We start from the raw sequence: 24,854 nt of genomic DNA on the forward strand, positions 1-24,854 counted from the left end.
TCGGCCATCGCCCTCGCCGCTACCGTCATCTTCTGGTTATGAGTCCAGAGCCTAGCATGCGACGCAGTAGAAGTTTGCGATCTCTTGCTTCTCTCCAAGCGGCCTTTAGAGCTGCGCCTGATGGAGGATTTCCCCTCGGGCCCTGAGAGGTTGGCGCGCGTGGGAATAAAGGAGACAGAACCTCGAGCTGATCGCCGTCCACATGGTCAAGCCCTTGTACATGGTCGACAGCGCACAAGAAGGCAGAATCCTCGCGAGGGTCCTCCATGAAGCGCCGAGAGTCCCGCTTTTCGTGGTTGGTGATTTCAATGCAGCTCCATGGATTCGGCGCATGCTAAGCCTAAAGCGTCGGCACAATCTTCTTGGGTCAGCATTGGCCGTTCCAACCTGGCCGTCTAAGGTGGGTATGGTGGGCATCCTCATCGACCATGTCCATGTTTCATGGAAATGTCTGGGTGGTCTCGATTTCTTCTTGGGGCGGAGAACTTGGATGAAGCCAGCGGGGGCTTATTTTTTATGTGGAGCTGACAGAGGAGGAGGTGTGACTCGGGCAGGAGATTGTTTTTGCCGGAACACCCGCCTGAAGAGCCCGTGCCAGTCAAGCGTGGGCGAAGCCGTTAGCGTTTTCCTCGGCGACTTCTCCGCGCGCAAGAAGGGCAAACGATGGCTTTGCTGATAAGAAGGTTTTCGGTTAAGCGCAGGCGGGTGGGGAAGAAGAAGATCCGGCCTCCTGACGGAAGGGAATTCCGTGTGCTGAATGTCATCGTCAGTTCCCGCGGAAGTGCCTAGTGGTCAGAACGGGCCGAAAACTGAGCTCGACCGCGTAATCGACGTATTGACCGATCTGTTCATCCTGCGAATTCGGTCGTGTTCGCTCGAACAACGGCGCAGAGTTCATCACCAAGCCGTTCGGGACTGGATCAATGGCGTGGGAGCGAAGACAGCATTCATAGAGGCTGCCAGCCCTCGGGCGAACGGCTACTGCGAGAGCTTCAACTCGAACCTCCGCGAAAAGCTGCTGAACGGCGAGATCCACTTCCTTGCAGAGGCGCTGCGTCGTGATCGAGACAAGGCGCGTCCACTGCAATGCCGCGCGCCCATTCGTCGTTGGGTGCTGCCGGCCTCCACCTTGGTACCTTGGCCCGCCATGCACCAAGACCCAAACCAGACCACCTGAGGAGGACAGGCCACTGCCTTTGGCCGGCGCGGCACAAATCGATTCAGGAGATCACTGCGACCGAGGAAGCTCACACCCGAATATTGCGTCGCTGAGGGCGTTCGTCAGGCGGGTCCGCGCTGGCGAGGCATTGCTTCCCAACCCGACAAGTCTGGGACTACGCAGATGATGCGCAATATCCTGTTCATCTTCGACAATATAGATGCCCGGGGTGCCCTTTACCTGCTCCGCAGTTGCGAGCTGATGGTCATTCCGATGCTCCCCAAGATCTGCTCGGCGGGCCATGAGAAGCAGGGGCTTTCCTGTTTTCATCCCCGAGAGGATGGTCCCGATTCCCGCATGACCAACGACAACGCGCGCAGATTCGAGATGGGCCACGAAATCTGAGGGCGATAGGAAGGCGGTAGCCTCGAACTCTTCAGGTCTGTACTTGCTGTGGCCGATTTGTCCGAAAGCAGGCTCGCTGAGTGATTTCGCGGCCTTGTCCAGTGCGCGCACGAGGCGATCGAAGGGCAGTTGTGTGCCGAGGGTTAGGAAGATCACAGGACGCTCCCGTAGTACCGAGCGCGGCTTTGAGCGGCGAGATGTTGCCATTGGGTAATTGTCAGATGTGCGAAGCGGAGTGCCAGTCGACCACTGAGCGACAATCTCTCGGCGTTTGCGATGCTGTCGATCCAGATGGTTCGCGCACCCATGATCCTGCCCCACAGAAGACAGAGGAGGCCCGGTGCGGCACCCGTCGAGACGACGATGTCCGGCCGGATGCGACGCAGCAGTCGGAATGTCTCTACGAGACCGGCGAGAATCAGAAGGGGCTGTGTCTGGTTGTAGTCACTGATTTCCTGGAACTGGGGCAAGCCCCCATAGCGATCGCTTTGGCCGCGATCTGGGCATGCGTACCAGACATCCCCACCCTCAAACGCATCCGAAAGCAGCACGAGTTGTTCCCAATGGCCGCCGCTTGAAGCAACAGCGAGAAGTCGTTTCTTTGCCGCCATCAGCTCCTTGTCCTTCAGGCCGTTCGTCCCAGTACAGGACCGGTCACTCTGTTACACGAAGTGACTGCGGCCTTGTAGCAGCTGACTCATGCCTGTGCCGCTGCGCGAAATCCTTTCGTTAGCACGGCTTAGTACTTAGCAGCCGGAGCCGCCAGCAACTGTACCGAAGGTGCGCGCAATCATGCGCAAATCGGTTTTGAGCGAGGCTTCACGAAGATAGGCGTCGTCGAACCGGGCGCGGTCGGCAAAGCTCGACATGTTGCGGTCCGAGATCTGCCAAGGCCCGGTGATGCCCGGCTTGAGCGCGTAGTAGCCGCTGCCCGGGTAGAGCGTTTCCTGGCCGACCATCATCGGGCGGGGACCCACGACGCTCATGTCGCCGATGAGCACGTTCCAGAACTGCGGCAGTTCGTCCAGCGAGGTCTTGCGCAGGATACGGCCGGTGCGGGTGATGCGAGGGTCGTTGCGCAGCTTCTGGAAGCGGGTCCACTCCTCGCGCGCCTCGGAGTTGGACTCGAGATACTCGGCAAGCTTCCGGTCCGCATCGGTGACCATGGTGCGGATCTTCCACATCTTGAAGACCCGCCCGTTCCGGCCGATGCGCTTCTGCGAGTAGAAGGGTGAATGGCCGTCGAGCGCCACGAGGCCGCAGGCGATCATCACGATCGGCAGGGCAAGGAGGCCAAACAGGAGGGCGAGCACCTTGTCCATCAAGGTCTTCCCGAAATTCCTGTAGAGACCGGGCTCGGACACGGCCGCCTCTGCGTCCGTGGAGCTGTGCGGAGGGTTCGAGGAGAACCTGTCTGTAAGAACATAATCGGTCATACGAAAATCCTTCCGTCGTACGGCAGCGCCGCAGTCGCAATGTCGATCTCAACGGTGTCGGTAGGTAGTCAACTTCAAACTTTATGCAAACTTATCGGTAACGCTGCCCTGCGGCAATATGGACCAGAGGGGGGGCTTGCTGTTTTTTCCCCCGTTTCTTTGGCCTCTGCATGACGTTTCGGCACCGTGTCATCCGTTTGCCGCTGGCCTGTCACCGGACTGACAAGCTTTCGCTACCGGAGCCGTGCCTTTCCCGCCGGACGACACCATGAAGCCGAATCAGGCCGCATCTGGCGTATAGATCTAGGTTATACGTCATTTGAGGTCTTTTCCCTGTGACTGACCAAACAATGTGCGCCCGCGACGGAGGGCGGTGCTGTGAGGCTAAACAGGTCAGTCCACCTCATGTTCCTTGGTAAATACGAAGGACCGGCGGCATGGCCGATGCACAATTTTTGCCCATCACGTGTCGTGACCCGGTCAGGCTGTGGCGCCTGAGTGCATTCGCCACCTTCGCTGCTGTGCAGCAAGGTGGCGGAAAATGGCAGGGCGTCCGAAGGTAAGGTCCTGGAACGGCGCGGTTGACCTGTGCCGGTCTTAAAAGGCCCGGAACGGGGTCTGCCAGACAAGGGAGGCGCCGACCTGCGTCTCGCCCGCCAGCATCGAGCCGATGCCGGTGCGCCCGGCCGCGTTCGTGGCATAGATGTCGATGGCCGACAGCGCCTCGGGGAAGCTGCGGCGTAGCCCCACGGCCCATATGCTGTCGTAGTCGTCGCTGACCACGCTCGCCTCGGCCACGGCGTGCAGCCGGTCCGAGATCTCGTATTCCGCGCCGAGGCCCAGGGCATAGACCTGCTCGCCCGTATAGGCGGCGACCTTGGGGTTGGCCGTCAGCTCGAGCCGCGGCATCGCTTCCTTGGCGAGCGCGGCCTCGGCGAAGATCACGCCAAGGGTTGGCTCTTCGATGTCCCGGCCGAGGATCACGCGCGCGCCCAGGCTTGCCAGGTCGCCCTCGGCTTCGGACAGCGCCTGATAGCGCACGCCGATGCCGTAGCGCACGTCCTCGGCCTCCTCGTCGCGGAAGCCCGTGTCCTCGTCGAGGGCGTAATCCTCGAAGAACAGCTCGACCTGGAAATCGGGATCGGGCGAGATGGCGGCGAAGAGGCGGGTATCGCCGCTGGTCCCGGCCGAGAGGTTCAGCCGCAGCTCGTTCGAGCCGATCGTCTCGGGGCCCATCAGCGTCACGCCGTCGCCGAAGACAATCGTTCGGTCCACCTCGGCCACGTCGGTCCGGGCGTAGCGCGGGATGTTGAAGCGCTTGCCGGACGGCACGTAGGTCAGCGCCGCCCCAAAGACGAGGTCGTCCCGGGCGGGAAAATAGGTGAGGTCGTCCAGCACCGGCGTGTCGGCCAGCCCGTTGGTGACATAGCCTGTCGCGGCCAGCTGCGGGGTCAGCGCATAGCGGGCGCCGGCGGTATAGATGACGTTGTCGTCGCCCTCGGGGCCGGCGTCATCCTTGCGGGCGATGAGCTTGGCGCTGCCGAAGGCGGTGAGACGGTCGGTGGGCTGCCAGCCGGCGCCGATCGCGACAAAGCTGCGGGCGCCCGGGGCGGGCAGATCCTGCGCCTCGTCGGGGAAGGTGGTCAGGCCGATCTCGCCGTTGAGGAACACGGTCGGCGACAGCCGGTAGGTGGCGGGCAGCGACAGGGTGGCGGCAACGAGATCTTCCTTCTCGGTCCCGTCGAAGCCGTATTTCAGATACGCGACGCTCGCCTCGACCGCGACGCCCACGCGGTCGGTCTCGTGAAGGCGGAACTTGCCGTCGAGGCCGATGGAGCCAAGCGTGAAATTCTGCGCGTTGCCCTCGAAAGGCTCGGTCAGCGGGTCATCGAAGGCCGAGGCGCTGATCCCGATCTGGTAGGGCCAGTAGCCCCGGAAGCTGACCGCGCCGTCATACATCTGGACGCCGGTGCCGGTTTCGTCGTCTTCCAGGGCCTGGCGGGTGCCGATGCGGGCCTCGTTGGTCGCCTCGGGCTGCAGATAGCCCGTGGACATCCCCGGCAGGTCCGTCGGGATCAGCGCGAAGGGCTCGGCCGGCGGCTCGGCCCGTCCCGGCCCCGAAATGAGAGCGGCAAACGCGGTACCGGCAAGAAGCAGCGGGCGGGCATGGGTCATGTCGGGCGTCTCGTGGCGGGGGCTGTCGGTCGAGCAATAGGCCATGACGGGGCAGGGGAGAAGGCCGCGCCGTCCCTTGCCGCCCAGGTGATGCGGGGATGAGACGCAAAGGGCTCACCACCCTGCGCGGGAGCGCCTTTAAGCGGGGGTTAACCAGTTCCGTGCCTCTCTCGCCCCGATGAAGCGCATTCGGTCGGAACGGGGGCTGAACCTGTCCATGGCACCCACATTCGGAACGAGCGGCCTTCGGGGGCTGGCGAGCGATCTGACGGATGAGGTCGTGCGCCGCCATGTCGCCGCCTTCCTGGCCGTCTGCCCCCATGGCGGGCGGGTCTTCGTGGGTCGCGACCTGCGCCCCTCTTCTCCGGCGATCGCCGCCGCCGCGATCGGTGCGATCCGTGCCGCGGGACTCGAGGCGGTGGAATGCGGCACCCTGCCGACGCCGGCGCTTGCCCAAGCCGCCATGACGGCGGGCGCGGCGGCAGTGATGGTCACCGGCAGCCATATTCCCGCCGACCGCAACGGGCTGAAATTCCACACTCCCGCAGGCGAGATCACCAAAACGGACGAGGCGCGTATCCTTGCCGCCCACGCGGCCGGGGCAGCGCCCCCCGCAGCCAAGGGCGGGCTCTGTCGCCACGACGCGACCGGGCCCTATGCGGATCGCCTCGTGGATGCCTTCGGGTCCCGGGCGCTCGCCGGGCTCGAGATTGGCGTCTACCGGCACGCGTCGGTGGCCCGCGACCTGCTTGAAGAGGTGCTGACCCGCCTCGGCGCCAAGGTGCGGCCGCTGGGTCAGTCAGAGGTCTTCATGCCGCTCGATACCGAGGCCGTGGATGAGGCCACCCGCAAGAGGCTGGCCGGTTGGTGCGCCGATCACGGGCTCGACGCCGTGGTCTCGACCGACGGGGATGGAGACCGTCCGCTGGTCGCGGATGCCGCGGGGCGAATCGTGCCGGGCGAGGTGCTGGGGGTGCTGACGGCGCAGGCTCTTGGTGCGCGGATCGTGGTCGTGCCGGTCACCGCAAGCGACATGGTGGAGCGCGCGGGCTTTGACCGGGTGGTGCGCACGCGGGTCGGATCGCCCTTCGTCATCGCGGGGATGGAGGCCGCCCGCGCCGCCGATCCGGGTGCCCAGCTCGTGGGGTTCGAGGCCAATGGCGGGTTCCTGTTGGGTTTTGCCGCCCGCGGAATGGCACCGTTGATGACGCGGGACGGGCTTCTGCCGATCGTCGCGCCCTTGGCCGCAGCCCGGGCGCGGGGGCTCGCCCTGGCAGATCTCGTGGCGGATCTGCCCTCCTGTCACACCGCCGCCGACCGGCTGCAGGGGATCGACCGCACCCGTGCGGCGGCCTTCATGGCTGAGCTCGACGCCGATCCGGTCCCCTTTTTCGCCGCGGTCGGAGAGATTACCGGCGTCGACCGCACCGATGGCCTGCGCGTCGCCTTCGCGGGCGGCCGAGCCGTCCACCTGCGCCCTTCGGGCAACGCCCCCGAGTTCCGCGTTCATGCCCAGGCCTCCGATCCGACCGCGGCTGAGGCGCTGCTTGCCACGCAGATGGACCGCGTCGCCGCGTGCCTGCGAAGCGCCCCATGACGTTTCCGCGCATCACGCCCGTCATCCTCTGCGGCGGGTCCGGCAGCCGGCTCTGGCCGCTGTCCCGGCAGAGCTATCCCAAGCAGTTCGTCCCGCTGACGGGCGAAGAGACGCTGTTCCAGACCGCGGCCCGCCGCATGGCCGGGCCGGGCTTTGCGCCGCCCATGGTCCTGACCAATGCCGGGTTCCGCTTCATCGTGACCGAACAGTTGACCGCGGCCGGCATCGACCCCGGCGCCGTCCTGATCGAGCCCGAGAGTAAGAACACCGCGCCGGCCATCCTCGCCGCCGCGCTTTACGCGCTGAAGGACGACCCCGAGGCGGTGCTGCTGGTCGCCCCCTCGGATCACGTCATCCCCGACGCGGCCGCCTTCCGCGCCGCCGTGACGCGAGGGCTGGGGCCGGTGGCGCAGGGGGACCTTGTGACCTTCGGCATCACCCCCACCCGCCCCGAGACCGCCTATGGCTATCTCGAACTCGCCGAGCCCCCGCGGCACGGTGCGCCGGCGCGCCTGTCGCGCTTCGTCGAGAAGCCCGGCGGCGCCGACGCCGCACGAATGGTCGGGGCCGGCAGCTTCCTGTGGAACGCCGGGCTTTTCCTGTTTCGTGCCGCCGACATGGTGGCGGCGGTCCTGGCCCACGCGCCCGACCTGATGGGTCCGGTCGAGGCCGCGCTCGACGCGGCGCGCCCCGATCTGGGCTTCCTGCGCCTCGCGTCCGAGACTTGGGCGGATCTTCCCGATATCTCGATTGACTATGCGGTGATGGAAAAGGCCTCGAACCTGTCGGTCGTGCCCTATTCGGGTGGGTGGTCAGACCTCGGCGGGTGGGATGCGGTCTGGCGCGAAAGCGGGCCGGATGCGGATGGCGTGGTGACGAGCGACCACGCGACCGCCATCGACTGCCGCGACACGCTGCTGCGCGCCGAGGGCGAGGGGATCGAGGTGGTGGGGATTGGCCTTTCGAACATCATGGCCGTGGCCACGCCCGATGCGGTGCTGGTGGCCGACATGTCCCGCGCGCAGGACGTGAAGCGGGCCGTCGCCGTGCTGAAGGCCCGCGCCGTGCCGCAAGCGACCGAGTTCCCCAAGGAGCACCGCCCCTGGGGCTGGTTCGAGACGCTGATCGCCGGCCCCCGTTTCCGGGTGAAGCGGATCACCGTTCATCCCGGCGCCGCGCTGAGCTTGCAGAGCCATGTCCATCGGTCCGAGCACTGGGTGGTGGTCGCGGGCACGGCGCAGGTGACGGTGGACGACTCGACCCGCCTTCTGTCCGAGAACGAAAGCGTTCACGTGCCCCTGGGTGCCATCCATCGGCTGGAAAACCCCGGCCGCCTGCCCATGGTGCTGATCGAGGTGCAGACGGGCAGCTACCTGGGTGAGGACGACATCACCCGGTACGAGGATCTCTATGACCGGGAGGTTTCGCATGCGAAACAAAGTCCGGCTGTCTTGTTCCGCCGCACTTCAGAACGGGTCTTCGACCGCTACGCCGGTCGGGGTGAAATCGCTGACATTGCCGGTGACGACCGTCCAGCCCCGGGCCAGGGCCTGCGCGGCGATCATCAGGTCGGCACCCGAATGGCCCAGATCGGCCGAGAGACGGCCCCAGATCGCGGCATCCCCGGCCGTGACCGGCAGGATGCGGTCGGCGAAAATGCTCGTGGTGCGTTCGAGCCAAACTGAAAGATCGGCGGCGAAGTAGGGGTTCCTTCGCTCCTGAAGGCGGATTCCGCGGGAGATCTCGCCGATCGTGACGGCGCTGAGGAACAGCGTCTCCTCGGATTGCCCCTTCAGCCAGGCAGCGACGCGTGGCGTGCGCTCGGGCCGGCGGGCGGCAGAGATGACGTTCGTGTCGATGAGATACATCTCAGAAGCGGATCTCGCGGGGGCGGATATCGGCGCGGCCGGGCAAGTCACCGCCCTCGGGGAAGGCCATCAGGTGATCGGCGAAGCTCTCGCGGGTGGCACCGGCGGCGGCGACGAGCCTGTCGTATTCGCGGGCCGAGACCACGACGACCGCCGGCTTGCCCCGGCGCGACACGCGTTGCGGACGGCCCGAAAGCGCCGCCTCGACCACGGCACTGAAACGGTTCTTGGCGTCCTGAAGGCTCAGCATGGCGCGTCCTCCTGTCCAGCTATCTAGCCAGTTAGATAAGCGTGGCGCGCGCGCCGATCAATCTTTTCAGAACCGCCGACTGAGGCTGATATTCAGGATCGGCCGTCTTTCGGGCATTTTGCTGTGGGGGATGGCGGAAAGGCGCAGGTCGGTCTTTCCGACACGGAGGCCGAGGCTGGCGGAAACGACCGGCAGAATCGACTTCGTGTCGGGCATGGACTCGTACCTCTCCATCAGCTTGTCGCAGAGCTTCTTGTACCGCCCCAGCCCGATCGCCCCGCCAACGCGCACCTCCACCGGACCGATCTTCGTGAGCGGGGTCGAGACCCCGGTCATCACAAGCGGGCTGGGTTCACCGTAGCTGTTCGAAAAGAACGCCCCCTCGACGAACCACTCGGTGCCCTGCTGGCCCAGCTCACGGGCAATCCCGACCCCGACCCCCGGGGTCCGGTCGGTCAGATCGCTTTCCTCCGGATGGACCGAACGCAGATGAACCAACCCGTAGACATCCGCGATGGCCGCGTGAGGCAGGCACACAAAGAGAACGAGCGCCAAGCGGCGCCCCCAAATGAATGACATGAATGATCCCGGCCAAGGCGCGCGGCGGACGGCGCGCTGGTGTTTCTCCGGGGACGCGGTCTAGCAGGGGGGAGTGAATGGACCCTGAACGAACACCTATGTGCCGTAATAATTCCTGTACCATTCGACGAAACGGGCGATCCCCTCACGCACATCCGTCTTGGGCCGATAGCCGGTCAGCTCGTGCAGAAGCGTTGCGTCGGCCCAGGTGGCGGGCACATCGCCCTTCTGCATCTCCGTGTAGTTGCGGGTCGCCTTCACCCCGAGGCTGTCCTCGATCGCCTCGACGAAATCCAAGAGCCGCACGGTGTCCGAGTTGCCGATATTGACCACCCGCCAAGGCGCTGCGGGCGACAGGCTGTCCCAGTCGGGGATCCGGGTCCCCGGCGCGGGGCGGACGGGGGCGGCGTCGATCAGCAGACGGATGCCCCGCACGAGATCCTCGACATAGGTGAAGTCGCGATGCATCTCGCCGCGGTTGTAGATGTCGATGGGCCGCCCCTGCAGGATCGCTTCGACGAACTTGAACAGCGCCATGTCCGGCCGCCCCCAGGGTCCGTAGACCGTGAAGAAGCGGAACATGGTCGTCGGCAGGTTCCACAGGTGGGCATAGGAATGTCCCATGGCCTCGGTCGCCTTCTTGGTGGCGGCGTAGATCGTCAGGGGGGTGTCGGCCTTGTGGGTCTCGAGGAAGGGCATGTCCTCGTTGGCGCCGTAGACGGAACTGGTCGAGGCCATCAGCAGGTGATCGACTTCGTGACGTCGCGCGGCCTCCATCACGTTGAAGGTGCCCACCACGTTGGCGTCGATATAGGCGCGCGGGTTCTCGAGGCTGTAGCGCACCCCCGCCTGCGCGGCGAGATGGACGATCACGTCGGGGGCGAACTCATCCGCCACCTGCTGAAACAGCGCGTCGTCTTCCAGCATCCCTTCGGTGGCCGAGAAGCCTTCGGCCTGCAGCAGGATCTGGTGGCGGCGCTGCTTCAGGCGGACGTCGTAGTAATCCGTCATCCCATCATAGCCATGAACGCGGAAGCCTTCGGCCAGCAGGAGCTTCGCAAGGTGGAAGCCGATGAACCCGGCCGTTCCGGTGATGAGGGCCTTGCGTGTCATGGGCGTTCTCGTCCCGTCTGTCCGTTTGCCGGCCCCCTTGTACAGGAAGCCGGCGTTTCGTCACAGAAACCGGTCTCAGCCTTCGAGATCGCCGCGTCCGACGCCGATATAGGCGGCGAAGCCGGCGCTCTTGACGTCGACGGGGTCATAGACGTTGCGCAGGTCGGCCATTGCGGCACGGCGCATCGTCTTCGACATCGCCTCGAGGTCGAGCGCGCGGAACTCGTTCCATTCGGTCAGGATCACCAGCAGGTCGGCGTCCTGCGCCGCGTCGTAGGGATCGGCGATCCACGAGACGCCGGGCAGCAGACGCTCGCCCTCGCGCTTGCCCTGAGGGTCGCAGACGCGGACTTCGGCGCCGCCGCCGACCAGCGCGGGCACGATGGTCAGGGCAGGGGCGTCGCGCATGTCGTCGGTGTTGGGCTTGAACGTGACGCCCAGCACGGCCACCCGCTTGCCGTTGAAATTGTCGCCGCAGAGGTCCTTCAGCTTACCGATCATCCGGCGCTTGATCTCTTCGTTGACGTCGATGACCGTCTCGGTGATCCGCATGGGCGAGGCGTGTTCCTGGCCGATCCGCGCCAGTGCCTTGGTGTCCTTGGGAAAGCACGAGCCGCCATAGCCGGGGCCGGCATGGAGGAACTTCGGCCCGATCCGCCCGTCGAGGCCGATCCCGCGGGAGACCTGCTTCACGTCGGCGCCAACCTTCTCGCACAGGGCGGCGACTTCGTTGATGAAGGTGATCTTGATCGCGAGGAAGGCGTTGGCGGCGTACTTGATCATCTCGGCCGATTCGAGGTCGGTCGTCACGATCGGGAAGTCGCGCAGGTAGAGGGGGCGGTAGATGTCGGACATGACCTTGGCCGCGCGCTCGGACTCGACGCCGACGACCACACGATCGGGCTTCATGAAGTCGTCGATTGCCGCGCCTTCGCGCAGGAACTCGGGGTTCGAGGCGACGTCGAAATCAAGGTCGGGGTTGGCGGCCCGCACGGTCTCGGCGACCTTGCGGTTGGTGCCGACGGGGACGGTGGACTTGGTGACGATGACGACACCGTGCGGGGCGACGCGGGCGACCTCTTCGGCGGCGGCCATCACGTAGGTCAGGTCTGCGTGCCCGTCACCGCGGCGGGTCGGCGTGCCGACGGCAATGAAGACCGCGTCGACGTCCTGCAGCGCTTTGGCCAGATCGGTGGTGAAGGACAGGCGCCCGGCTTCGACGTTGCGGGCCATGAGCGCGTCGAGCCCGGGCTCGTAGATCGGCACCTCGCCGTTCTCCAGCCGCTCGATCTTGCTGGCGTCCTTGTCCACGCAGAAGACCTCGTGCCCGAAATCCGAAAAGCAGACACCGGAGACGAGGCCGACATAGCCCGTGCCGATCATGGCGATTTTCATGAGGGATCTTTCTGTGAATGCGGTTGGTCCCGGTTTTCCGGGACGGAGGGGCGACTGTCAATTTCCGCGCTGCGGAAAGGGGAATTCCCGCGAGAGGGCGGCACATGTCGGCGATTTTGTCGAAGCCGCGCCGCATTGCAGAAAGCCCTGATCGACAAGACGGGTCGCTTCCCCTAAGCCGGAATCAACAAAACCGACCATTTCGAGAGACCGCATTCACCATGCAAAATCCCCACTCCGCCCCCGTTCCCGAACTCTATGTCTCGTATGACAGCGCGCAGAAGCTGAAGGTCGAGGCGGGTGAGCTGGTCAGCCATGACCTCACGCCGCGCCAGATCTGCGACGTGGAGCTCCTGATGAATGGCGGGTTCGCGCCGCTCAAGGGGTTCCTGGGGCAGGCCGATTACGATGGCGTCGTCGAGAACATGCGCCTCGCGGACGGCACGCTGTGGCCGATGCCGATCACCCTCGACGTGTCGGAAGCCTTCGCCGAAGGGATCGAGGAAGGCCAGGACATCGCGCTGCGGGACCAGGAAGGCGTGATTCTCGCCACCATGACGGTCACCGACAAGTGGGTCCCGGACAAGGCGCGCGAGGCCGAGAAGGTCTTTGGCGCCGATGACGACGCGCATCCGGCGGTCAACTACCTGCACAACCAGGCCGGCAACGTGTATCTGGGCGGCCCCGTGACCGGCATCACGCCGCCGATGCACTACGACTTCAAGGCCCGCCGCTCGACCCCGAACGAGCTGCGCGCCTTCTTTCGCAAGATGGGCTGGCGCCGGGTCGTCGCCTTCCAGACCCGCAACCCGCTGCACCGCGCCCACCAGGAGCTGACCTTCCGCGCCGCCAAGGAGGCGCAGGCCAACCTGCTGATCCACCCCGTCGTCGGCATGACCAAGCCCGGCGACGTGGACCACTTCACCCGCGTGCGCTGCTACGAGGCCGTGCTCGACAAGTATCCGGCCGCGACCACCCACATGAGCCTTCTGCCGCTGGCGATGCGCATGGCCGGTCCGCGCGAGGCGGTCTGGCACGGGCTGATCCGCAAGAACCACGGCTGCACCCATTTCATCGTCGGCCGCGACCATGCCGGCCCCGGCAAGAACAGCCAGGGCGAGGATTTCTACGGCCCCTACGACGCGCAGGACCTCTTCCGCGAGCACGCCGAGGAGATGGGCATCGAGATGGTGCCCTTCAAACACATGGTCTACGTGCAGGAGCGCGCCCAGTACGAGCCCAATGACGAGATCGCCGACAAGGACAACGTCACGATCCTGAACATCTCGGGGACCGAACTGCGCCGCCGCCTGCAGGAAGGGCTCGAGATCCCCGACTGGTTCTCGTTCCCCGAGGTGGTGAAGGAGCTGCGCCGCACCCGCCCGCCGCGGTCCAAGCAGGGCTTCACGGTGTTCTTCACGGGTTTCTCGGGGTCGGGCAAGTCGACGATCGCGAACGCGCTGATGGTCAAGCTGATGGAGATGGGCGGCCGCCCAGTAACGCTTCTGGACGGCGACATCGTGCGCAAGAACCTGTCGTCCGAGCTTGGGTTTTCCAAGGAGCACCGCGACCTGAACATCCGCCGCATCGGCTATGTCGCGAGCGAGATCACCAAGAACGGCGGCATCGCGATCTGCGCCCCGATCGCGCCCTACGCCACGACCCGCCGGGCCGTGCGCGAAGAGATCGAGGCCCACGGCGCCTTCTGCGAGGTCCACGTCGCGACCCCGCTGGAGGAATGCGAGGCGCGCGACCGCAAGGGGCTCTACAAGCTGGCGCGCGAGGGCAAGATCAAGGAGTTCACGGGCATCTCTGACCCTTACGACGAGCCCAAGAACCCCGAACTGCGCCTCGACACAACCAACACCGACGTCGACCACTGCGCCCACCAGGTCCTCCTGAAGCTCGAAAGCATGGGCCTGATCGCGGGGTGAAAGGCCGGGGGCGGGAAACGAACGGGGGCGGCTTGGGCCGCCCCTTTTTGTACGGAACGTACGACAGAGCAGGATCCATGCGGCTGTAAGGACCACAGCTGTTTCGCGTTCGTAGCCCCTCCGGAGGCACTACATGCAGTGTCTTGAGCGTCCGCAGTCAGCGCATCTATGACAGTTGCCGCTTGAACGCTGACGGCTTCACACCTCGAGGAATCGCACATCTTCATCCGGGAATACGGCCGCGGCGGTGAGGCGGCCTGAGTGGTAGGCGCCGGTGTCGCAGGCCACCCGACGGTCGGCGATGGTGGGATTCTCGACCACCTCGTGGCCGTGAACCACCCATAGCCCGTCGGGCCGCACGTACCGGTCGAACAGGGAATGCCCCCACAGCATGTCACGCGCCTCCTGCATTTCGGGAGGAATGGCGGGATCCATCCCGGCGTGAACGCAGACCACATTGCCAGACTGCCACCAGAGAGGCAGGGTGCGCAGCCAGTCCTCGAGCCCTTCGGGCAGGGCTCCGCGCAGCCGTTCGGCCGCATCGACCAACTGGCGTTCGCCCGCCCTTTCCGTGACGCCGCCCAACTGGAAGCTCGCCAAGGTCTGCAATCCGCCATAGCGCAGCCAGCGGCGGCCACGCTCCCCGGGGCGGTCGAGGAAGTCGAGCATCATCTTCTCGTGGTTGCCCATCAGGCTGACGACATTTCCGGGCATGTCCCGCGAGGCCTCGAAGAGCCGGAGGAGCACGCCGCGGCTGTCCTCGCCCCGATCCACGTAATCGCCCAGGAAGACCACGGCGCTTTCTTCCTGTCCGCGCGCCTTCGCGTCGGCATTGATCGCCGCGACTATCCGATCGAGATGTTCCGCGCAGCCATGCAGGTCACCAACGGCATAGAGGGGAATTTCGGGGCGGGGGAACTGGCTTTGGGCTGTCACGGTCGCTCCTCTGTATGGCCGGCACGGGGAACGGACCGGCCGGAGGGGATTCAGAAAAGAGTGCTCTTGTACGGGAAAGGCAAGACCATCCTGGCAGCGTACGCACCGCTGACGTCAGCTCTTCCCACCGGATCGGCCCGTCGCTCGCCAGCGATCTGCTTGTCGGTTCGCAACCATAATTTTCCAGCACACCTCTAGCCGCAGCGCGGCATCGCGGGTTATGGATGTCGGGGGCGAGCCCAAGGAGGGGCAATGGGCATCAGGGTATTCGTGACCGGGGGCGCCGGCTTCATCGGCTCTCACACGGTTCTGGCGCTGCTACGCGCGCAGTTCGAGGTGCATGTCTTCGACAGTTTCGCAAACTCGTCGCCGCGCGCGCTGCGCCGCGTCCGCGAACTGACCGGCGTGCCGATCGCGGTGACCGAGGGGGACATCACCGATCCCAAGGCCCTGACCGCCGCGCTGAAGGCCTACCGCCCCGACGCGGTGATCCATTTCGCCGGCCTCAAGGCGGTGGGTGAAAGCGAAGAGGACCCACTGTGGAAGACCCCGCCGGACGGCCCAACAACCTGATGCCCTTCGTCGCGCAGGTGGCGATCGGACGGCGGAAGATGCTGCAGGTCTTCGGCGGCGACTGGCCGACCCGTGACGGCACCGGCGAGCGCGACTACATCCACGTCACCGACCTGGCGCGGGCGCATCTGAGCGGGCTCGATTACGTGCTCGAACATCCTGGGTGCGAGGCCGTGAATGTCGGGCGGGGACAGGGCGTGACGGTGCTCGAGATGATCCACGCCTTCGAGGAAGCGTCAGGGCGCGAGATCCCTCATCGTATCGTGGATCGCCGTCCCGGGGACCTGGCGAGCTACTACGCCAGCCCCGAGCGCGCGAAGACAATGCTGGGTTGGGAAGCGCAACTGGGCGTCGAGGACATGTGCCGCTCGACCTGGAAATGGCAGAGCCAGAATCCCAACGGCTACCGCGACAGCTAGGTACTTCTTCTTGCCTGTGTTCTTTACTCGAGGTGTCTTTCCGGAATGGGAAGAGCCCAGCCGAGGACACAAGAAGTTTCCCATGGCTCACGGGAAGCAGAAGCCGGCCGGGGCAACATCCGTGGATCGAGGCGCCGCGGCGGTGATCCCGCAGAGAGCGTTCCGAATGCTGGATACAGCCATGCAGGTCACTTATCGCGTGCAAGGTGGCATCGGACCGAGGAAAGGAGCCACGAAGGGGCACGTGGCAAAATCGCATCGCACCTCGAGGGAGGTTGACGGAGGCGGGCCGATGTTTGCCCTCGCCTCTATCGCCCCGTAGAAGTATCGGCGAAACCATGGCGCAGTGCGCGGAATTCGCGGTGGCGGCTGAGTTCTGCGAGGCGCGTGACGCACAGCGTGCAAAGCTTGGGAGCGGATACGAATGAAGCGGTGCTTGAGCGGTGCGATGACCGCGATTTTCCTACTGTCGGGCTGCGGCATCACCTACGTCAATCCCGAGGTCGGCTTGCGCAACACCACGGCCAATGTGAACGTGGTCGAGATCACCACGCGCACCGTGCAGATCGCCAACCAGAGCTCCTACACCCCGAAAAGCCTGCCCGAGGTGTTCTATGCCGCCACCGGCGGTGGGTCGGTCGCGGGCGCCGGACTTGGGCTGCCGGCACAACCCTACGTACCGAACGAACAGCGCCGGGACGCCACTTTGCGACTGCCGCCCCCGGTCGAACCCGGCGCCTACGAGATCGGCGTCGGCGACGTGGTCCTTCTGGCCACAAAGGGCGCCTCTTCTACGGTCGAGGAACTGTCGGGCCTTCTGGCCGCGCAGAACCAGCGGCAGGGTTACACCGTGCGCGACGACGGCACGATCTCGATCCCCGACGTGGGGACCGTGCAACTGAGCGGCCTGACCCTCGAAGAAGCCGAGGCCGAGGTGTTCCAGGCGATCGTCGAGGCGGGGTTCAACCCCTCCTTCAGCCTCGAGGTGGCCGAATTCAACTCCAAGCTGGTGGCCGTCGGCGGCGCCGTGCGCCAGCCTGCCCTGGTGCCGATCACGCTGACCCGCCCCGAACTTGGCCAGGCGATCGTGGCCGCGGGTGGCATCGCTGTCCCGGACGAGGAGTTCGCGCTGATCCGCATCTATCGCGACGGCACGCTCTACCAGATTCCCTATGAACAGTATCTGAGCAATCCCGACTATCGGAACATCGCGCTGACCGCCGGAGATGCGGTCTATGTGGATACCACCTACGATCTCGACCGGGCGTTGCAGTTCTATTCGCAGCAGATCGACGTGATCGCCCTTCGACAGAACACCCAGGCTGCAGCGCTGCAGCAGTTGCAGACTGAGATCAGCCTGCGTCGCGCCGCGCTGAACGAGCAGCGCGAGAATTTCCAAGCTCGGACCGATCTGGACGCCGAAGCGCGCGACTACGTCTACCTTGCTGGCGAGGTTGGAGACCAGTCGCGGATCCCCCTGCCCTACGGACGCCAAGCAAGCTTGGCCGATGTGCTCTATCTCGCTGGCGGCTTCGAACTCGAGACCGGCAATCCGCGCGAGATCTACGTGATGCGCCTCACCGATGAGAACACCGTGATAGCTTGGCGGCTGAACGCGGCGAACGTGATCAACCTGACCTTGGCCACCCAATTCGAAATGCGTCCAAACGACGTCGTCTTCGTCGAGATGCAGCCGATCACGGCCTGGAACCGCGCAGTCAGCCAAGCGCTGCCGAACATCGTCTCGATTGCAAACGTGGCGAACGACAACTGATCCTGAGCTTACCCTCTAGAGCCCTGTCGAAAAGGGGCAAAGGAGGGTGTGCTATTGCGCCGCCAACCTGATCTGGATCCCAGCATTCAGCACACGCTGGAGACCGCGTGGTGCACCGAGCCTAGTTGGATTTCAGGCAGATGCCCAAGCGGCTCAAAGGCCTTGCCAGACTTCAGCAACGCCCACGAACTGTCGCGGCATCTAAGAAGTGCCGTCTTCCGTCCTGCCACAGCGGGCGGTAGCACGCCGCCGGTTCCCCGGCGGCCGAGTTGGCGAATTTGCGCCAACACCGCTGACTTCCCTTTTCGATCTACTGGTACCGTGTTTCCTTTATGAGCTCGTTCATCTGACGTCTTTCGTCTTCAAGCTCTTTCTCAAGACGGCTGTACAATTCAGGCGGCACCTTGGCGCCATAGGTGCCGACATTGCGTGCCTTGATCTCAGGCAGGGGTTCGGGCTTCAAACCCAGAAATTCGATGACCTCGTCCCGAACTTTGTTCGGGTTGTCGAAGAAGTTCTCACTGGTCTCGATGTAGAAAGAGCGCCGACCAAACCTGTCAAACCAAGGCTGGAGTTGCTTTGCGTATCTACTTCTTTCTCGATAACCGAAAGAAAACCTGTTGGTTAGATTCTCAAGTCTCGGTCCTGTCCTCTGATCAGGGTTCCCCTCCAGCCGGCTTTCTTCCAGTGCGAAAGCCTCTTCGATGGGTGCCGTTTCCGTTCCCAGCCGGTATTCGTGAAAGTATTGCGATACCGATCGGCTAAGAGGATCGCGAAGGAGGACGATGAACTTTACGTCCCTCCCTAGAACCTGCTCCACGCGCTCTGGAACCTGTGATCCAAACATGTAGTCCGGCGTTGCTTCTCCCGTGATCTTATCAGTTCCAGAAAGGTCCGGAAAATTGGCAAGGTACCATTTTTTTCCCAGATCGAAATACCGATCGAAGAAGCTGATTTCCTTCGTTCGAGCTGACACGATCCTGGAATGGGCACAGAGAGCCTCGTACAGCGTCGTTGTCCCTCCTTTCTGGGTCCCAATAATGATGAAGGAGGGCGCAGTTCCTGCGTATCCGAGGCGGGATCGGGCCAGAAACCAGCCACGGAACAGAAAATAGGCGTAGGGGCGCAACACGTTTCGCGAACGCTGAGATGCGAAGCTCTTGAATTTATCCGAAAGGGCCATTCCCTACCGTACCTTTCTATCTTGATATGTCGCGCTTGAAGCGCACGTTTTGATTGGTGCCCAAAAGAGCCAACTGGTGAACTTCCTGGAGCGTGCTGGCCGTCAGTTTCGACTTACAATGGAGTTTATCAGTGAATTTCGTTCAGCCGCTCTGATAACCGCGGCACCTGCGCCCTCTGTCGATGGCGGCTTAAATGTACTGCAGGCTTCCGCCGGATAGAAGCTGCTGTTGGGGATTTGAGGAGCGTGCGCAGCATGTTCTAAGCCTGACGGCTTTCGTTACGCATTGCTCGAACCAGCCCGAAAAAATAGGCGTGACCGCATTCCGACAGAAGGAAAAGAGTGGTCATCAGACCGCCTTTTCGTGGTGGCCCCCAGACCGTGTCTGGCGTTCCGCCTACATTGAAAATGCAGTGCAACTGCACCACAGGTTTTGCCGATCCCAATAACGAAACTCGCAGGTGAGGGCAAAGAATCACCTTACCCGCGGCCGCCTTGCCGCATAGCGATGCCATTTTGCCACTCATCGAGGTTTCCTCATGCCGGCGTGGGAACGGTCTTTTTTTCTGAACAACATGGCTGCAAAGCCGCCTATCGTTACAAGGATCCTCCGATCGCAAAGGCCATTACAATCTAGGGTTGTTCTTTAAACTGTGCCTGCAGTAACACCTTCCTTTCCCCAAGGGTTTGTGTGTTCAGTCCCCGCCGTGTGGTGGTACTGTACCGTCCGCGGCTGAGAGGAACACACAATGGATCACGTACTGCAGGTTAGCTTGACGGCGCCTGTCGGCCGAGCGGTGGTCCACGGACCGCGAGCTTCGGCCGCGCATATCCGGGCGCAACAGCCACAACGCCCCTCGAGAGAGTGGTGCAAGCGGGCTTCTTCGATGAAGAGGCGATCCTCAAGCTCTTCGCATCCATACATTGCGCCCTTGGACTACGGCCTCTACGCCCTGCAGGCCATTATTCATGAGAGCTCGCGACAAGAATGCATCGAGACCACAACCGGTAGGACGCATGACACGATCTGAAGCTCTCTTCTCCCTGAAGGCGAACGACCACAAGTCCGAGCCAAAGACATATCAGCGGCTCCGGTAAACTTGGCTCCTCCAGATCCGTCATGTTCTGGTGCATCATGGACTGTAAGTTGCAACCGGGATCCAGAAATCAACTCGAGTTTTTGCCATTGTTCTTGCATAGCCCCAACCGGCACTCCGACCACCTGAACGCCTTTCCGCTGCCGTGCCCTGGCCGCAACAGGGAAGACTATTCGCCGTACGTACCTTGTCAGAATCTCCAAAAAATCCACTGGAAGTTAAGCGACATTAGTGAAGGAATTTTTCCATGATTGACGCTGTTTCTCATGTGAATCTAGGCGGCATCCGTACGGCTGCTTGTTCTAGGCAGGACCTAATCGATTTGATGCTTCGCGACGCCCCGAACGTTCGCCGTCTCGGCGAGCCCGCTCGCTTGGTCTTCGATAGTAATGGCCAAGCGGTCTCGCTCAACGCGACAGACGCAACTTACCGAGCTGCGATGGAGGAAGCAGATCTGATTCATGCCGACGGGGGAATAATCGTTGCCGCGTCCCGCGTTGGAAAAGGCGAAGTAATCCCTGATCGGTCGAGTACAACCGACATGTTCCAGGAAAGCCTTACAGAGGCTGCCAGACTCGATGTTTCTTACTTTCTCCTCGGGGGAACTGAAGAGGTCAATGCACTCTGTGCCGAGAAAGTTCGCCAACTCGCACCAGGCATCAACATCTGTGGCCGCCGCAACGGATATTTCAGTGAAGCAGAGGAGGCAGACGTTATTGAGGAAATCAACAGGTCTGGCGCGGATGTTCTCTGGGTAGGATTGGGCAAACCGAAAGAACAGATGTTCAGCTGTCGCAACCGAAACAAGCTGAAAGTGGGATGGATCGTAACATGTGGTGGATTGTACAATTTTGTGACCGGTCACTATAAGCGCGCGCCCGATTGGATGTGTCGTTCAGGACTTGAGTGGGCACATAGGCTAGCGAGCGATCCGAAGCGCTTATTCTGGCGATACGCAACTACAAGTCCGCATGCCCTCTGGCTCCTGTTGTCTCGCCGGAAATCCGGCTAGCTGGAGAGCCCCGCTACCTGCAACCCGGTGAGGCGAGGCTCTGCAACGCCCGAGATATATGATCTAGCGACGTCTTTCAGATCTATAGAAGCAGCCACCGGGTTGCGCAATAAGCTCCGGGAGATGAATTCCATTGAATTAATTGTTAAAGACCGAGCCAGACAACCGAAAGATCTGCGTAATGCTATTGAGACCGATTAGAACCCGATCTGCGAAGGCGTCGGCGTCGCGCAGCTTTATCGGCGGAGCTGCCTTGGCCGGCATGATAAAAGGGATAAGCACCGGCCTCACGTTCGCTTTCTTTTTTCTTTTGGCTCGATGGATGACGCCCACGGAATATGGCCAGTTCGGCGCGGCCATTTCTCTCGCAACGATCGCGGGTTTTCTTGCCACGATGGGGCAGCACAGCGTTGTCTCCAGGTTCTATCCTGCCCTCGACGAAACTAGCGGACCAGCACTAGCGTGGGCTGCTGCACGATCAGCGATGACAACCACCTTCATAGGCGCAGTGCTAGCTCTCGCGCTAGGGGCTCTCATAGCCATAAGTCCGGCGCGTCTTGAGGCGTTCGGTAGCTCGCCGGCGGTGTACGCGGGCATAGGCGCACTCACAGCCGGTTTCGCCACATCCGAGGTCGCGACCGCTATTCTGCGCGCGCGTAGATCGATCGTGCTAGCTTTGGTCCCCCGTGAAGTTCTTTGGCGGCCGCTCACGCTCGCTGCTGTGTTCCTTGCCGTGCGTCCAATATCCGCTGGTATGACAGTCGCTGCGGCGGCCATAGCGCTCGTCTTTGTTACGGCATTTCAGTACCTCAAAATCTATAAGGCAATGCACGGGCAGCCGCGGGTTCCTATTCCTGAAGCAGATAAAAGGGAGATGACGCACGCTGCACGCGGCCTCTGGGCAGTGTCCGGTGTGGACCTCATGATCCAACACGGCACCGTCATCCTGGTGGGACTGCTCGTCGGACCGGCCGCCGCTGGAGCATATTTTGCCTGTGATCGCCTGGCAAAGATGCTTTCCATCGCCTTGATAGGTGTTCAGCAGATAGTAGGACCGATGTTTGCCCGCAGCTATTTCGGAGGTCGAATATCTGAGGTCAAAACCATCGCTCGGCTCAGCTCGCTGGTCAGCTTCTCTGTTGCAGCTGCTGGATACACGATCCTTCTACTCTTCGGGTCCAACCTGCTTGCGTTGTTCGACCCTGCCTACACTGCGGCGTTTCCGATTCTGATGTTTTTGGCAACTGGGCAGTTGGTGAACACAGCTTGCGGTCCAAATACCCTTATTTTGAACATGCTCGGGCAGGAGCGGCGCCTACTTAGAATTCTTACCGGCTGGTGCGCGATAGGATTTCTTGCAATAACCGGGGCGGGAATATTTCTGGGTCTCAAAGGGGTAGCTGCCGCAAGCATGGGCATGATGATCGGATGGAACATTCAAGCTTATTTTGCGGCTATTCAGCATCTCAGGACAGACAGAAGTGGCTCTACGCAGCGGCTCGACGACTCGCGCGGTAAGATTTCGGATCTTTCTGACCAGGACGAGGATAAAACTGACGATGAGGCAAAGTAAGGGGCGGAGGGGCACGAGCATTGTCGACCTAGCCGCGTGCTACGAGTCATCCCCCATGCCGAATCTGTTTATAGTGGGCGCGATGAAGGCAGCAACGACCACGCTTGCTGACCTTCTGGCCACGCACGATGCCATATTCTCTCCGATCCAGAAGGAGCCGAACATATTTTCGGAGCTTGATGAGTCTCCGCGGCCCTACTACACGCTGCTTGCACCGAAGTTCGGGTCGGGCGAACCAAGCCCTATTTCCAAGAGCCCTTCGGTATGTGCTGAAGAATACCGAGATCTGTATCGAGGGTCTGAGGCCTACCGTTTTCGACTGGATGCCAGCACGAATTACCTTCCCAGTCCATGTTCAGCGCAGCTGATCCACCGCGTGGCGCCGGATGCCAAGATCATTGTCCTGCTTCGGAACCCCTATGAGCGTGCTTATTCGAGTTTTGCGTATCAGTTGTCTCGAGGACGAGAGTCAGCCGGAAGTTTCGATGCTGCCATTCGCCACGAGTTAGCCGGCGGGCGATCTGATTGGGCCTATGCATGGAGGCACGTACAGACCAGTTGTTATGATGACGGTATCTCGAGATACGACGCTGAATTTAACTGTGATCAGATCAAATCTATACTGTTCGAAGATTTCATACACGATCCGCGTTCCGTTGTCGACGAGATCGCGGATTTTCTCAAAATTCCCACTCTGCCCGAGTTTCCGGAGCGTTCGTCCAATATCACCTCTCTGCCAAAGACGCGAGCAAGCCGGGCAGTAAAAGGGATTTTCTCTTATGGCCCGTTTCGTCGGAAGATGCGCCGTTTCCTGCCCCGGCCTATTCAGCGCCCGGTAAAGCGCGTCATCGAAGCGAACCTTGCCTGGATCGATGCGCGGGGTGAGCGCCCTCCTCGGCCAGCTAGAGCGGCACTTGAGCGCCTGGCTCTGGTGTTCGAACCGGAGATAACGAAACTGGAATGCCGCCTACAGCAGGACCTTTCGGAGTGGCGCCTTCCAGGTATTCGCTCATGACCACGGGTTCTCGGCCTGCCGTGTGAGACCGCCAAGGGTCTTGAGGCACTGGACTGACGTTTCGCGTGCGAAACATCAGCCTTGAGCAGCGCGGGTCTTGACCCATCCGAGGAACGCACGGTCGGGACGAGTGAGGCGAGCGCCGGTTTCTTCGGCCCAGGATCGCCACTCGGCTTCGAGCGCATGGACGTCGAGGCCGGGAGCGAGCGCCCGGGCTTCGTCCAAGACCTCCGGTGCGAAACGGGGGAGTGTCGGGTTCAGGCTGCGGATGCGCTCGAAACGGACCAGGTCGCCCGGCTCTTCGATCAGCCGGTACTCTGGAAGACCGGCCGTCATCGTCTTGCGCACGCTCGCGCGGAAAACCCGGAGCGGCGCGGCCGATCCGGCCTTCTTGTGAAGCACCGCCATGCTCACCGTCCACGACGGCTGACGGCCGCAATGCTTGCGGGCAAGCTCGTAGATGCGCCGTTCCAATGGCTTCCTCAGGCGAAAGTAGTCGCGGCTCAGCGTCAAGACAGAGCGCGCCAGCACCGCGCGGTAGAGCCATTCCGAAAGCGTCACGCTGACCGAGGCCATCCGCCCGCCCCGGGTGCGGCGCACGATCTTCCACGAGTCGATCAGGCCGAACCCGCTCGTCGTCTCCTGTTCGCCGGTCACGATGTTCGTCGTGATCCGCGTACCGGCGAGACGCTCGAAGGCCTCGCGCAGGCGCGCGTACCCATCGCCGGACGTGTCGCGGTTCGTCGCGACGAGCAGGTCGTGGGCGGTCACCTTCAGCGTCCGCGCGACCGTGCGCCCGGCGTTCAACGCGGCGATCAGCTGACTCACGCAGAAGATCAGGATGTCCTTGTCGTGAATCGTCGCCCTGCCCTTCACCGACGGCGTCACGGTGATTTCGGCGCCGTTGTGCTCATAAGTCAGGACGCGCCGGTCAGGGCGGGTCGAGAGCGAAAAAAGCGGATGCTCCATGGAGGCCAAGTCGTCCTTCGGCGAAGCTCCGAAGATGTCGGCGATGAAGAAGTCGCCGCCATCATCCGTGAACCGTCCGTTCGGGATCGCCCCGCTGCCCGTCATGCCGCTCGCCCTCTTTCGGGGTTTCAGTGACACCCTAACCGCGCTCCTCATGCCGGGTCCAGTCGGGGTTTCGGGGGTTCAGAGTCGGACGCTCGTGGGATCGGAATCGCATGAACGTGGGATCAGAGTCGCAAGGTGCTGAAAGTCGGCTTCCAACCCATTGCTCTATAAGAGATTCCAGCGCGACACCCGAGCCTGTAACATATAAATAACATCATACTAACAGCAGTTTTTTCTGAGGCTTTTAGGATCCCTGCCCCACGCAGCAGCTCAAGCCATTGAAGCAG

General features: G+C 62.7%; 21 protein-coding genes and 1 pseudogene. 10 read left to right on the forward strand and 12 right to left on the reverse strand.

All coding sequences use genetic code 11. The annotated features are described in order from the left end of the window. Positions 1 to 835: 835 nt before the first annotated feature. Positions 836 to 1,177, forward strand: coding sequence for an integrase core domain-containing protein (locus tag ACFDS3_RS10520; RefSeq protein ID WP_375262313.1), 342 nt, complete (start codon positions 836 to 838; stop codon positions 1,175 to 1,177). A gap of 51 nt (positions 1,178 to 1,228) precedes the next feature. On the opposite strand, the gene ACFDS3_RS10525 is transcribed toward ACFDS3_RS10520, so the two are convergent. From ACFDS3_RS10525 to ACFDS3_RS10540, 4 genes are all read right to left on the reverse strand, one after another. Next, the gene (locus ACFDS3_RS10525; RefSeq protein ID WP_375262314.1) at positions 1,229 to 1,771 is read right to left on the reverse strand and encodes a glycosyltransferase; all 543 of its coding nucleotides are present in this window, start codon (positions 1,769 to 1,771) and stop codon (positions 1,229 to 1,231) included. Beyond that, on the reverse strand, positions 1,717 to 2,175 hold the full coding sequence (locus ACFDS3_RS10530) for a UDP-N-acetylglucosamine--LPS N-acetylglucosamine transferase (protein ID WP_375262315.1): 459 nt from the start codon (positions 2,173 to 2,175) through the stop codon (positions 1,717 to 1,719). Before ACFDS3_RS10530 ends, ACFDS3_RS10525 begins: the two co-directional genes overlap by 55 nt. A 135-nt stretch (positions 2,176 to 2,310) precedes the next feature. Further along, complete coding sequence (locus tag ACFDS3_RS10535) at positions 2,311 to 3,000, reverse strand: sugar transferase (RefSeq protein WP_375262316.1); 690 nt, start codon at positions 2,998 to 3,000, stop codon at positions 2,311 to 2,313. Between the two features lie 597 nt (positions 3,001 to 3,597). Next, positions 3,598 to 5,175: a hypothetical protein gene (locus ACFDS3_RS10540; RefSeq protein ID WP_375262317.1), complete on the reverse strand. Its 1,578-nt coding sequence runs from the start codon at positions 5,173 to 5,175 to the stop codon at positions 3,598 to 3,600. Between the two features lie 217 nt (positions 5,176 to 5,392). Here ACFDS3_RS10540 and ACFDS3_RS10545 point away from each other — a divergent pair, with 217 nt between their 5' ends. Then, complete coding sequence (locus ACFDS3_RS10545; RefSeq protein ID WP_375262318.1) at positions 5,393 to 6,772, forward strand: phosphomannomutase; 1,380 nt, start codon at positions 5,393 to 5,395, stop codon at positions 6,770 to 6,772. Next, positions 6,769 to 8,193, forward strand: a pseudogene (locus ACFDS3_RS10550) (mannose-1-phosphate guanylyltransferase/mannose-6-phosphate isomerase); the annotation flags it as partial. The gene ACFDS3_RS10545 and the pseudogene ACFDS3_RS10550, both read left to right, overlap by 4 nt. A gap of 45 nt (positions 8,194 to 8,238) precedes the next feature. Here the strand turns inward: ACFDS3_RS10550 and ACFDS3_RS10555 are convergent. From ACFDS3_RS10555 to ACFDS3_RS10575, 5 genes are all read right to left on the reverse strand, one after another. Continuing rightward, complete coding sequence (locus ACFDS3_RS10555; RefSeq protein WP_375262319.1) at positions 8,239 to 8,640, reverse strand: type II toxin-antitoxin system VapC family toxin; 402 nt, start codon at positions 8,638 to 8,640, stop codon at positions 8,239 to 8,241. Position 8,641: 1 nt separating this feature from the next. Continuing rightward, positions 8,642 to 8,890 carry a type II toxin-antitoxin system Phd/YefM family antitoxin gene (locus ACFDS3_RS10560; protein WP_375262320.1) on the reverse strand — a complete coding sequence of 83 codons (249 nt, stop codon included), beginning with the start codon at positions 8,888 to 8,890 and terminating at the stop codon, positions 8,642 to 8,644. Positions 8,891 to 8,956: 66 nt separating this feature from the next. Beyond that, entirely contained in the window at positions 8,957 to 9,469 is a 513-nt protein-coding gene (locus ACFDS3_RS10565) for a hypothetical protein (protein WP_375262321.1), read from the reverse strand. Positions 9,470 to 9,565: 96 nt separating this feature from the next. Beyond that, the gene (locus tag ACFDS3_RS10570; RefSeq protein ID WP_375262322.1) at positions 9,566 to 10,582 is read right to left on the reverse strand and encodes an NAD-dependent epimerase/dehydratase family protein; all 1,017 of its coding nucleotides are present in this window, start codon (positions 10,580 to 10,582) and stop codon (positions 9,566 to 9,568) included. 75 nt (positions 10,583 to 10,657) lie between these two features. Next, positions 10,658 to 11,977: a UDP-glucose dehydrogenase family protein gene (locus ACFDS3_RS10575; protein WP_375262323.1), complete on the reverse strand. Its 1,320-nt coding sequence runs from the start codon at positions 11,975 to 11,977 to the stop codon at positions 10,658 to 10,660. Between the two features lie 221 nt (positions 11,978 to 12,198). Between ACFDS3_RS10575 and ACFDS3_RS10580 the strand changes: the two genes are divergently transcribed. Continuing rightward, positions 12,199 to 13,911: a bifunctional sulfate adenylyltransferase/adenylylsulfate kinase gene (locus tag ACFDS3_RS10580; RefSeq protein WP_375262324.1), complete on the forward strand. Its 1,713-nt coding sequence runs from the start codon at positions 12,199 to 12,201 to the stop codon at positions 13,909 to 13,911. 198 nt (positions 13,912 to 14,109) lie between these two features. Here ACFDS3_RS10580 and ACFDS3_RS10585 read toward each other — a convergent pair whose 3' ends face one another. Continuing rightward, complete coding sequence (locus ACFDS3_RS10585; RefSeq protein ID WP_375262325.1) at positions 14,110 to 14,847, reverse strand: metallophosphoesterase family protein; 738 nt, start codon at positions 14,845 to 14,847, stop codon at positions 14,110 to 14,112. A 252-nt stretch (positions 14,848 to 15,099) separates the two neighbouring features. Here ACFDS3_RS10585 and ACFDS3_RS10590 point away from each other — a divergent pair, with 252 nt between their 5' ends. The 3 genes from ACFDS3_RS10590 (at position 15,100) to ACFDS3_RS10600 (ending at position 17,613) form a co-directional block, all read left to right on the forward strand. Then, positions 15,100 to 15,420, forward strand: coding sequence for an NAD-dependent epimerase/dehydratase family protein (locus tag ACFDS3_RS10590; protein WP_375262326.1), 321 nt, complete (start codon positions 15,100 to 15,102; stop codon positions 15,418 to 15,420). Then, complete coding sequence (locus tag ACFDS3_RS10595) at positions 15,387 to 15,839, forward strand: GDP-mannose 4,6-dehydratase (protein ID WP_375262327.1); 453 nt, start codon at positions 15,387 to 15,389, stop codon at positions 15,837 to 15,839. The genes ACFDS3_RS10590 and ACFDS3_RS10595 overlap by 34 nt, the downstream gene beginning before the upstream one ends. 448 nt (positions 15,840 to 16,287) lie before the next feature. After that, a complete protein-coding gene (locus ACFDS3_RS10600; protein ID WP_375262328.1) occupies positions 16,288 to 17,613 on the forward strand; it encodes a polysaccharide biosynthesis/export family protein in 1,326 nt (441 codons plus the stop codon). 310 nt (positions 17,614 to 17,923) lie between these two features. On the opposite strand, the gene ACFDS3_RS10605 is transcribed toward ACFDS3_RS10600, so the two are convergent. Beyond that, positions 17,924 to 18,796, reverse strand: coding sequence for a sulfotransferase domain-containing protein (locus ACFDS3_RS10605; RefSeq protein WP_375262329.1), 873 nt, complete (start codon positions 18,794 to 18,796; stop codon positions 17,924 to 17,926). A 1,344-nt stretch (positions 18,797 to 20,140) separates the two neighbouring features. Between ACFDS3_RS10605 and ACFDS3_RS10610 the strand changes: the two genes are divergently transcribed. The 3 genes from ACFDS3_RS10610 (at position 20,141) to ACFDS3_RS10620 (ending at position 23,493) form a co-directional block, all read left to right on the forward strand. Next, positions 20,141 to 20,905, forward strand: coding sequence for a WecB/TagA/CpsF family glycosyltransferase (locus ACFDS3_RS10610; RefSeq protein WP_375262330.1), 765 nt, complete (start codon positions 20,141 to 20,143; stop codon positions 20,903 to 20,905). A 262-nt stretch (positions 20,906 to 21,167) separates the two neighbouring features. Continuing rightward, positions 21,168 to 22,478, forward strand: coding sequence for a lipopolysaccharide biosynthesis protein (locus ACFDS3_RS10615; protein WP_375262337.1), 1,311 nt, complete (start codon positions 21,168 to 21,170; stop codon positions 22,476 to 22,478). A gap of 55 nt (positions 22,479 to 22,533) precedes the next feature. Further along, positions 22,534 to 23,493 (forward strand): sulfotransferase, encoded by a 960-nt coding sequence (locus tag ACFDS3_RS10620; protein WP_375262331.1) that lies wholly within the window; start codon positions 22,534 to 22,536, stop codon positions 23,491 to 23,493. 75 nt (positions 23,494 to 23,568) lie between these two features. Here ACFDS3_RS10620 and ACFDS3_RS10625 read toward each other — a convergent pair whose 3' ends face one another. Beyond that, positions 23,569 to 24,567 (reverse strand): replication initiator protein A, encoded by a 999-nt coding sequence (locus tag ACFDS3_RS10625; protein ID WP_375262332.1) that lies wholly within the window; start codon positions 24,565 to 24,567, stop codon positions 23,569 to 23,571. Positions 24,568 to 24,854: the final 287 nt, after the last annotated feature.

Source organism: Palleronia sp. (genome assembly GCF_042089775.1).
Taxonomy (GTDB): domain Bacteria; phylum Pseudomonadota; class Alphaproteobacteria; order Rhodobacterales; family Rhodobacteraceae; genus Palleronia.

Coding starts and splice junctions, on each gene's coding strand:
- ACFDS3_RS10525 (WP_375262314.1), bottom strand. CDS start 1,771: ATGGCAACATCTCGCCGCTCAAAGCCGCGCTCGGTACTACGGGAGCGT.
- ACFDS3_RS10530 (WP_375262315.1), bottom strand. CDS start 2,175: ATGGCGGCAAAGAAACGACTTCTCGCTGTTGCTTCAAGCGGCGGCCAT.
- ACFDS3_RS10535 (WP_375262316.1), bottom strand. CDS start 3,000: ATGACCGATTATGTTCTTACAGACAGGTTCTCCTCGAACCCTCCGCAC.
- ACFDS3_RS10540 (WP_375262317.1), bottom strand. CDS start 5,175: ATGACCCATGCCCGCCCGCTGCTTCTTGCCGGTACCGCGTTTGCCGCT.
- ACFDS3_RS10545 (WP_375262318.1), top strand. CDS start 5,393: ATGGCACCCACATTCGGAACGAGCGGCCTTCGGGGGCTGGCGAGCGAT.
- ACFDS3_RS10555 (WP_375262319.1), bottom strand. CDS start 8,640: ATGTATCTCATCGACACGAACGTCATCTCTGCCGCCCGCCGGCCCGAG.
- ACFDS3_RS10560 (WP_375262320.1), bottom strand. CDS start 8,890: ATGCTGAGCCTTCAGGACGCCAAGAACCGTTTCAGTGCCGTGGTCGAG.
- ACFDS3_RS10565 (WP_375262321.1), bottom strand. CDS start 9,469: ATGTCATTCATTTGGGGGCGCCGCTTGGCGCTCGTTCTCTTTGTGTGC.
- ACFDS3_RS10570 (WP_375262322.1), bottom strand. CDS start 10,582: ATGACACGCAAGGCCCTCATCACCGGAACGGCCGGGTTCATCGGCTTC.
- ACFDS3_RS10575 (WP_375262323.1), bottom strand. CDS start 11,977: ATGAAAATCGCCATGATCGGCACGGGCTATGTCGGCCTCGTCTCCGGT.
- ACFDS3_RS10580 (WP_375262324.1), top strand. CDS start 12,199: ATGCAAAATCCCCACTCCGCCCCCGTTCCCGAACTCTATGTCTCGTAT.
- ACFDS3_RS10590 (WP_375262326.1), top strand. CDS start 15,100: ATGGGCATCAGGGTATTCGTGACCGGGGGCGCCGGCTTCATCGGCTCT.
- ACFDS3_RS10600 (WP_375262328.1), top strand. CDS start 16,288: ATGACCGCGATTTTCCTACTGTCGGGCTGCGGCATCACCTACGTCAAT.
- ACFDS3_RS10605 (WP_375262329.1), bottom strand. CDS start 18,796: ATGGCCCTTTCGGATAAATTCAAGAGCTTCGCATCTCAGCGTTCGCGA.
- ACFDS3_RS10610 (WP_375262330.1), top strand. CDS start 20,141: ATGATTGACGCTGTTTCTCATGTGAATCTAGGCGGCATCCGTACGGCT.
- ACFDS3_RS10615 (WP_375262337.1), top strand. CDS start 21,168: ATGATAAAAGGGATAAGCACCGGCCTCACGTTCGCTTTCTTTTTTCTT.
- ACFDS3_RS10620 (WP_375262331.1), top strand. CDS start 22,534: ATGCCGAATCTGTTTATAGTGGGCGCGATGAAGGCAGCAACGACCACG.
- ACFDS3_RS10625 (WP_375262332.1), bottom strand. CDS start 24,567: ATGACGGGCAGCGGGGCGATCCCGAACGGACGGTTCACGGATGATGGC.